The following is a 7,065-nucleotide window of genomic DNA, read 5'->3' on the forward strand; positions in this document are numbered from 1 at the left end:
GCGCCTAATCAAAGCTTGTACCCCAGGTAGAACAAAACGCTCAGGGTAATGACCGGGCCGATCATGAGGCCCAGGCAGAGACCAGGGAGAAATCCAGCGCCGAGGCTGGAGGTTTTGCGCTTGTGACGGACCGGTGGTTGGCGATCGTGAAACCAGTCGCGGTCTATGAGTGACATGAATCAAAGCCTCCTGATGGTTAGCGGGTCCCTCCCGCAAGCGGGAGCCCTCCCGCTAACCATCATTCTGCTTTGCTGGGAGATTGCCTGCTAGCGAAATGGTTGGCAGACCGGAAACAACGTATCCCAAGTCGTAACCCTTGAACTCTAGCGCTATGACTGTCGGCGACTGATAGCTGACCGTATAGCCGGTTTCTTGGAGATCACGAAACGACACCTGTCGGATCGGCTGGCCATTCTGGCTGATGGTCACATAGCCATTCAGGTAGTGCGTCGAGTCTTCTCGCTGGCCACGCATGAGCGCGGTGAGATGAAAGGTAAAACCTTGGTACGGGTGAATCTGCTTGTCTGGCCCCCGCGGTGCTGGTGGAGTCGAGGGCTCTGACTGCTCTGGTTGGTCTGACTGCGGAGCAGTCGCGACGGGGGCGATCGGCGCAGGCTGTGCGTAGATTGGGTCAATCTGAGCGACGGGATCAGGATCTTTCTTGCCCATGAAGCCAGTGATGTAAACGACCATGCCGATAAACAGCGCAAGGCAGATAACAGCACCCTTGAATGGCCAGCGCTTCCAAAGCGGAACGATATCGTTCGCCAATGCTTCGGTGGCAAAACCGGTGGACTTGGTGTGCGATTTCCAGAGCGGGAAGAACTTGCCCTCGTATTCGCGGACGGTGGTGTTGACTACCTCGCCGCGAATACCGTCCTGAACCTTCCTGATGTATCTGTCATTGGAACCAAACGCCGTGGCCTTCTTGCAGCGATAAACCAGCTGCACAGCGTCACGGATAGCCTGGTTGATTTTGCCGTATGACTGAGTGATTAGCAGGACATCCGCAACCTCATGGCGATGCTCTGCGAACCACTCCTCGACCACGACTGGCGTTCCGATGCGCGGCAGCGACTTATGACACTCGTCGATGATGTACAGCGGGCCGACGCCGGTTTCTGGATGCCTCCACGGATCGCCATAGTCCGAGAGCTGAGAGAAGGCGTGAATGGTTTTGCCTTCGATAACCCGAGGCCGGCGAATCTCGATGTGACGACTGCAGCCAGGGAAATAGTGCTCCCACATATCGAGCCGCAGCGGGAGGTTTGTGATGACCTTCCTGCCCTGCTCCACCACCGCTGGGATTACGTGGAAAGCGACAGACTCATATGACTTGCCACCGCCTGGTTGGCCAAGCATCAGATTGATCATTAGGAACCCCAGCGTACAAAGGGAATGGTTTGAAGGATAAATCGAACAACGAGCGCCGCAACGATCATGGATATCGCTTGAGGCACACCGATGTAGCCCATTAGCTGTGCCGTTTCTTGCGGAATCATCGCGTAGTACATCTGCGGATCGAACGGAATTGATATCGCTGCAAGCGCGCCGGAGGCTATGCCCAAGAGCGAGTCAAACACCCAAACAAAGGCATCGGTGATGAGGTTCCAAATGTCTTTGAATATCTGGAGAAACACATCGAGAAACCATTTTGCGAACCCGGCAATCTTCGCTAATAGCGTGGTGAAGAAACTAAATATTCCGCTCATGTCAGCCTCCAAACATCAGGGCACGGCAAAGAAACGCCGCCGAAACCAGCAGTACCACCTTGATGAAATCAAAGACCCAGCAAAGTGTTTGAAAATGGTGGATACCGAAGTTCGCCCAAGATGCGATGTTCATGTTCATTGACCATGCAGGACAACTACCGGAAAAGGAAGGAACGAAGGAGCCAAGGAAATCCATAAATGCGCTGTCTTGAAACTCAGCGGAACGAGTGTTCCAAACACCCTCTAGTCCATCCGGATATTTTTGCTCATAGAACGGTTCAACCTCAGGGAATGGGGAATCGTTAAATGTGCCGTCCTCTAGTTCATCCTTTGGTTCAGCGCCGACAACGGGGCCGGTATCTTCGGTTATGTCTGTTGATTGCGAACCATCGGGATTGGTAGTGGTGGTCGTTGTTTTATCTCGCGATATGACTCCGTCCGGATTGGAGTAGTCGAGGTCAGTTTGTGTTGTCTTAGTGGTGGTAGTTGTTCCAGCAGGACCTGTGCTGGTCGTTGTAGTTTGGGTGCTAGGAAGACTAGCCGGACCATCTAGAGTCGGAGAGCCAAGATAAGGCGCCATACAAGAACCCTCCCCGCCGCACAGATCAAACCAGAGATCACGCACATCATCGGGCGAGGGGTCCGAAGCCGGTATTGCGCCTTCCAGGGCGTCCCAGTTTGCATCCGTAAACGGAACACTGGGACCAGGACCCAAACAAACACCCACTGTCTTGGAGAACGCTGACCCACTAGGGCAAGTAGAGCCTACACGCACACCCTGAACGGAAGACCAATGATTACCGCGATCATCAATCAGGCGACATGTAACCGCAGCACCATTGGGGTAAATGTAAGTCTCAGTACTGCGCCCATAAACACTACATAGGTCTTTCGGAGATGAATATTTTTTTGTGCCATCCGATGGGTCAATTATCCACCGATAGTCTGTCGATGATACTGGAGGATATGGCTGGTCCTCGCCCTTTAAAATCAACTCGCCCTCATGAACAACAGCGCCCGGAATCGCTGCGATGGCGGTTCCAATTACAGCACTCGCTATAATTTTAGGAGGGCTGGAGTTTTTGAGCACTGTAACTGCTGTTTTAGCTATGGAGGAAACAGACATTGACGCACCACGCGTCACCGCAATAGATGTTCCGCCCATGGCTAGCTGAACTTGGGACTTGAGCAACATTGTACCGAGTTGCTGAGAGCGGTGAACAGTTAAGCCAGACGGCATAACGCCACTGGGGCCCGCTGCAAGAGCTTTGGCGATACTTGGGACGGGGTGGAGAGTTGCGGATATTGCGGAGGGAGAAGCGATTGTTGCGAGGATTATTAGAAACGCTGTTGTGTACCTAGAATAAATGCCCATCCGCCTATAACTCCACCAAGAAACACCAACGAATAAGCAAGCATCGCTAGATCGGTGGCGGTTAATGCTATTACTTGCTCTTCCATATTAAATGAAGGGGAGTTGCCTCCCCTCCCCCTAGGCGCTTAGGCCTTCTTGACGCCGCGCTTGCCGAGGTCGATGCCTTTGAAAGCCATGGTGATTCCGATAATCAGAATACCAGTAGCAACAACCCAAGCGGTTACGGTGGTCAGGTCTACAGCAGCGAAGATGTCAGCCATGTTTGAAGCTCCTTTAGATTTTACGAATGACGCCAATAGCGACGCCGAGGGTTAGCCCCATCGTCCAAAGTCCGACGGTGACAAGAAAGCCAGCGGAAAACACCGTTGTTACGCATTCAGCAGTTAGTGCAGCGGTGCATTCCACTGTTTGTTACTCCATTACTTCTGAGTTGCAGAAAGCGCACAGCGTGCCGCCTTCTGGATCATCAACACAGGCGAACTCCGATCCATCTGAATCTTCGTCGAAATCTTCGCCGCATTCGTCGCAAACAAAAATATCCATGTTCAGTCACCGAACTTGTCGTTGTAGCAAGATGGGCAAAGTGCTTCGCCGTCTATCTCGAAATAGACGTCGTATTCGTCCTCACCACAATCGTCGCAAGGACCATCGCACTCGATGTCAGTCGAGTCGACGTCGATCATTAGTTAGCGCCTGCTGCTTTAGCGGCTGGCTGGCCAGCGGGTGCGGATTGAACCGGGCGTGCTTCCTGCAGGCGAAGCGGGACGCCCTGGAGCTGGTAACGAATTCGGCTTTTGCCATTGAAGCTATCAAGCTCATCTGAATATGGAGCGTAAACTTCAGCGCCGGTATGTTGGCGATAGGCGTTTTGCAATCCGTCCTTGAACTGCTGACCAGCAACCATAAATTCGACGAGTTCTGTTTGATCGAACCCGTTGCGATTTTTTGAAACATCATTAATTGCAACAACAGCGTACTTTTTGCCATCCTGGCCTTTTTCAATAACGCCCTGGACAAAGCCTTGTAGGATTTTCATGCGGATAACTCCTGATGATAGCCAAAGGCACTACCAACAAACGGAGTGCCTGTTTTTTGAAGTTCGATATAACCATATCGCTTAAAGTTAGAGACCAACTTCCAATACCAGTCATCTTTAACGTCTTCTGGAATAACTACCGGGGCCTTAGGGCCAACAAATTCGCGGGACTTGATAGTTTCGCGCAGAGCATCCCAATCAACAGTTGCATATGGCTTCTGAGCAGCAAGACGCGCGCGCTGATTTGGCGTTAGGGCGGTGCCCTGAAAACTTACAGTTCGCATTGAAACCTCTGGTCGATGCGGTCAAACGCAATGCCGTAAACATGAAGATGCTGAGCGTTAAAAACGGTCAGAGTAGACTCAGAGATAGCGCCCGAAACAAAGAGCCCTCTAGAAAAGCCATCGAGTTCGGCGCTGGCGAAAGCAAGCTCATAGTGGTCGGTAGCTTTCTTGATAGCGCAAAGAAGACGAATGCGTTCTTGCTCAGTGGGCGGCATCGGAGAGCGATCGAACGTCATCGCATGAGACGGACGGACAGCAACAGCGGTAATCATTCGTCACCCCGAAAAACAGCCCAGCAAACAAGGATGGTCGGGATACCCACAACCATTATAAGAAAGAGCATCATGCGGCCACCAATTGCAGATGACGTGGAACTTGAGCATGACGGTAAAACGCTGGAACTTGCGCTTCGAAGCTAACGGCAACTTCGCGGACATTGCGTGTGAACGTGAACACAGTTCCATGCCTGGTCTGGTCATATGGAACTTTAATGTCGATGTTCAAGCGACGAAGACGAGCGCGATGCTCTTTAACCGCCGACTTATTGAAATCGAAGGTCTGGCCGAGACGCCAAAGACTAACGTATTGCGATGTAGTCATTGCGGCTTTTGTATGCTTGCAAATGCCTTCGGCAACCAATTGTTGCGCGATGGTTAGTTCGTCGTAGTTAGTTACTTCGAGTCGGTTACCTACCATAAGGAACCCCTTGTGGATTTCCACTAGCTTCTGCTCATCAAATAAGCCCCAGAACTGGAGGGCTTCTCGCTTCAAAAACTCAGAACGGCACTTCAGTTCTGAGCGGACCATGCCGACCGATGCGCACCAATCGCGCAGATCACGGACATAACGGTATTCATCGGAATCTTCACCAAACGAGCGCTTCACCTTGGGCAATAGGTGAGCATCGAGCTCGGCGGCTTTCGCGTAGTTGCCCGGGTAAACCAAACGGCCAGCTTTCTCGCCGCCCTTTGGGGTCCAGACGCACGTATTGCCGTCCGGATAGAGATACGCAATCGAGTTGCGGTAGCGCTGACTGGAAATGGCCCGCATATAAGCGCGCTCGTTCCCCTGCCCTACATAAAAATTCGATGTCAGATCGAGGCGCTGTAGAACTGAGCCGTTAGCGATAGCGGAGCCATCCTGCAAACGCTGAATGACAGTGCAGCGGGTCATCGCTGGCAAACCGTACTCGGCAAGCAATGCGTTGATAACGCGAAAACACTCGTCAAGGGTGGCGAGGCCGAACACGTTATCGAGGCGATTAATGCGAGACGGGTTGCCGTCTACCGTGATTTTTCGACCGCAAACATGGATACGGAAAGAGGTGCAGTAACTACCCTCGGCAAAGAAGGCAGGAACAGAGGTAGAGAGGATTTGATCGGTTTCAGCGTCATGACGGCGCACAACGATGTCACCGATCTGCGGCAGATCGTAGTCGTACTCCTGAAACGCCTTGATCCAATCGAAGAACATCCCTGAACCCTGTCAATACCAGTAAACTGGTGTGAAAGGTACAAGCGGACTGGTAGCCAAGTCAACCAGATTATTGGTACTGAAATAACCTTTTTCCAATACTGTACAGACAAACAGGAAATATGATCGATGAACCAGATTTCCACACCAGGAAGACCAATGAGCATCGGCGAGAATCTGAAAGCCAAGCGGAAGGTCGCGGGGCTATCGCAACCCGCAATGGCGGAGATCGCGGGCGTGTCTAAAAATACCTACATATCGTGGGAGAAAGACGAGACAACACCGAAGGCAACAGAGGTTGCCGAGATGGCAAAGTATTTCGGGTGCTCAACGGACGAACTAATTTTCGAAAAAGAAGAAAGGTCTATAAAACAAGAGCTTAGAGCGATATTCAGGCGCTTTGACAGCCTGCCGGAAGAGCTGAAACCACAGGCGAGAACAATGCTCAGGTCAGTGCTACTTAGCCTCGAAGAAGAGGCATCGAGACGCGAAGAGCAGCTCACTGCATAACCGAGAAAAGTATGGGATTCCATACCAAAGTGGGGGTGTTACAGCACCCCCACCCCACCGGCGCCAAATCGAGAGCGCTAAAAGCATGTCTCCGACGGCCAAGGTTGCACCTTGGATGCAATTCAAGAGCGAAAGCGTAGAAGCGTCTCCGACGGCCCTTCGGGAACTCTCGGCGAGGCCAGGGGTGCGGGGGGATAAAGCACTCCCCCTCACCCCAGGCAGAGAGTGATAGGGACGGAGGTGAGGTCAAGGGTGCGGCTGCGCCCATGATCCTCACCCGTTCGTTTTTTCGCGGTGGAGCGATGCGAAAAAGCCGCTGCGGCTTGCGGTCATGCCCTTGACTGGCGACAGATGGGAGGAGTGGTCAGAGGTCTAGAAAAGCCTTAGAAGCGGCTTGCAGGGCTTCCAGGCGAGCATCGAAATCGGCTTCCTCGCGGTCGATCTGATCAACTCGCTTGCGCAGTTCGCGCACCTCAGCAACCAGTCGCGGATAGTCATCGAGCAGCCACGTAACGGCATCAGCACCCTTCCGACCAGGTGCGAAAAGCTCGGCGGTTTTGACGGCGTATGTTTCGATTTCGAGAGCGCAGCGCATAACCCAACGTTACATTAAATTTGGCTCGGAGGAGCCATTATCCTCGCCGAAATTCAACGTAACGTCGTCGATTATGCGAA

13 protein-coding genes are annotated in these 7,065 nt (G+C 52.5%); 1 reads left to right on the plus strand and 12 read right to left on the minus strand.

What is annotated here, in order from left to right; genetic code table 11:
* Positions 1-8: 8 nt before the first annotated feature.
* From NA647_RS19240 to NA647_RS19290, 11 genes are all read right to left on the minus strand, one after another.
* The gene (locus tag NA647_RS19240) at positions 9-176 is read right to left on the minus strand and encodes a hypothetical protein (RefSeq protein WP_256059111.1); all 168 of its coding nucleotides are present in this window, start codon (positions 174-176) and stop codon (positions 9-11) included.
* Positions 177-231: 55 nt separating this feature from the next.
* Complete coding sequence (locus NA647_RS19245) at positions 232-1,374, minus strand: zonular occludens toxin domain-containing protein (protein WP_256059112.1); 1,143 nt, start codon at positions 1,372-1,374, stop codon at positions 232-234.
* Entirely contained in the window at positions 1,374-1,712 is a 339-nt protein-coding gene (locus tag NA647_RS19250) for a DUF2523 family protein (protein WP_256059113.1), read from the minus strand. Before NA647_RS19250 ends, NA647_RS19245 begins: the two co-directional genes overlap by 1 nt.
* 1 nt (position 1,713) lies before the next feature.
* Positions 1,714-2,838, minus strand: coding sequence for a hypothetical protein (locus NA647_RS19255; protein WP_256059114.1), 1,125 nt, complete (start codon positions 2,836-2,838; stop codon positions 1,714-1,716).
* Between the two features lie 374 nt (positions 2,839-3,212).
* Positions 3,213-3,347 carry a hypothetical protein gene (locus NA647_RS19260; RefSeq protein ID WP_256059115.1) on the minus strand — a complete coding sequence of 45 codons (135 nt, stop codon included), beginning with the start codon at positions 3,345-3,347 and terminating at the stop codon, positions 3,213-3,215.
* A 151-nt stretch (positions 3,348-3,498) separates the two neighbouring features.
* Complete coding sequence (locus NA647_RS19265) at positions 3,499-3,630, minus strand: hypothetical protein (protein ID WP_256059116.1); 132 nt, start codon at positions 3,628-3,630, stop codon at positions 3,499-3,501.
* 2 nt (positions 3,631-3,632) lie between these two features.
* Positions 3,633-3,770 carry a hypothetical protein gene (locus NA647_RS19270; RefSeq protein ID WP_256059117.1) on the minus strand — a complete coding sequence of 46 codons (138 nt, stop codon included), beginning with the start codon at positions 3,768-3,770 and terminating at the stop codon, positions 3,633-3,635.
* Positions 3,770-4,123 carry a hypothetical protein gene (locus tag NA647_RS19275; RefSeq protein WP_256059118.1) on the minus strand — a complete coding sequence of 118 codons (354 nt, stop codon included), beginning with the start codon at positions 4,121-4,123 and terminating at the stop codon, positions 3,770-3,772. Before NA647_RS19275 ends, NA647_RS19270 begins: the two co-directional genes overlap by 1 nt.
* Positions 4,120-4,407 carry a hypothetical protein gene (locus tag NA647_RS19280; RefSeq protein WP_256059119.1) on the minus strand — a complete coding sequence of 96 codons (288 nt, stop codon included), beginning with the start codon at positions 4,405-4,407 and terminating at the stop codon, positions 4,120-4,122. Before NA647_RS19280 ends, NA647_RS19275 begins: the two co-directional genes overlap by 4 nt.
* Complete coding sequence (locus NA647_RS19285) at positions 4,395-4,679, minus strand: hypothetical protein (RefSeq protein WP_256059121.1); 285 nt, start codon at positions 4,677-4,679, stop codon at positions 4,395-4,397. The genes NA647_RS19280 and NA647_RS19285 overlap by 13 nt, the downstream gene beginning before the upstream one ends.
* Before the next feature lie 70 nt (positions 4,680-4,749).
* Entirely contained in the window at positions 4,750-5,880 is a 1,131-nt protein-coding gene (locus NA647_RS19290) for a phage/plasmid replication domain-containing protein (protein ID WP_256059122.1), read from the minus strand.
* A 129-nt stretch (positions 5,881-6,009) separates the two neighbouring features.
* Here NA647_RS19290 and NA647_RS19295 point away from each other — a divergent pair, with 129 nt between their 5' ends.
* Positions 6,010-6,390 carry a helix-turn-helix domain-containing protein gene (locus tag NA647_RS19295; RefSeq protein WP_256059123.1) on the plus strand — a complete coding sequence of 127 codons (381 nt, stop codon included), beginning with the start codon at positions 6,010-6,012 and terminating at the stop codon, positions 6,388-6,390.
* Between the two features lie 364 nt (positions 6,391-6,754).
* On the opposite strand, the gene NA647_RS19300 is transcribed toward NA647_RS19295, so the two are convergent.
* The gene (locus tag NA647_RS19300) at positions 6,755-6,985 is read right to left on the minus strand and encodes a DASH complex subunit Dad3 (protein WP_256059124.1); all 231 of its coding nucleotides are present in this window, start codon (positions 6,983-6,985) and stop codon (positions 6,755-6,757) included.
* Between the last annotated feature and the right edge of the window lie 80 nt (positions 6,986-7,065).

The sequence above is a fragment of the Stutzerimonas stutzeri genome (assembly GCF_024448985.1).
GTDB classification, from domain to species: Bacteria; Pseudomonadota; Gammaproteobacteria; order Pseudomonadales; family Pseudomonadaceae; genus Stutzerimonas; species Stutzerimonas stutzeri_AP.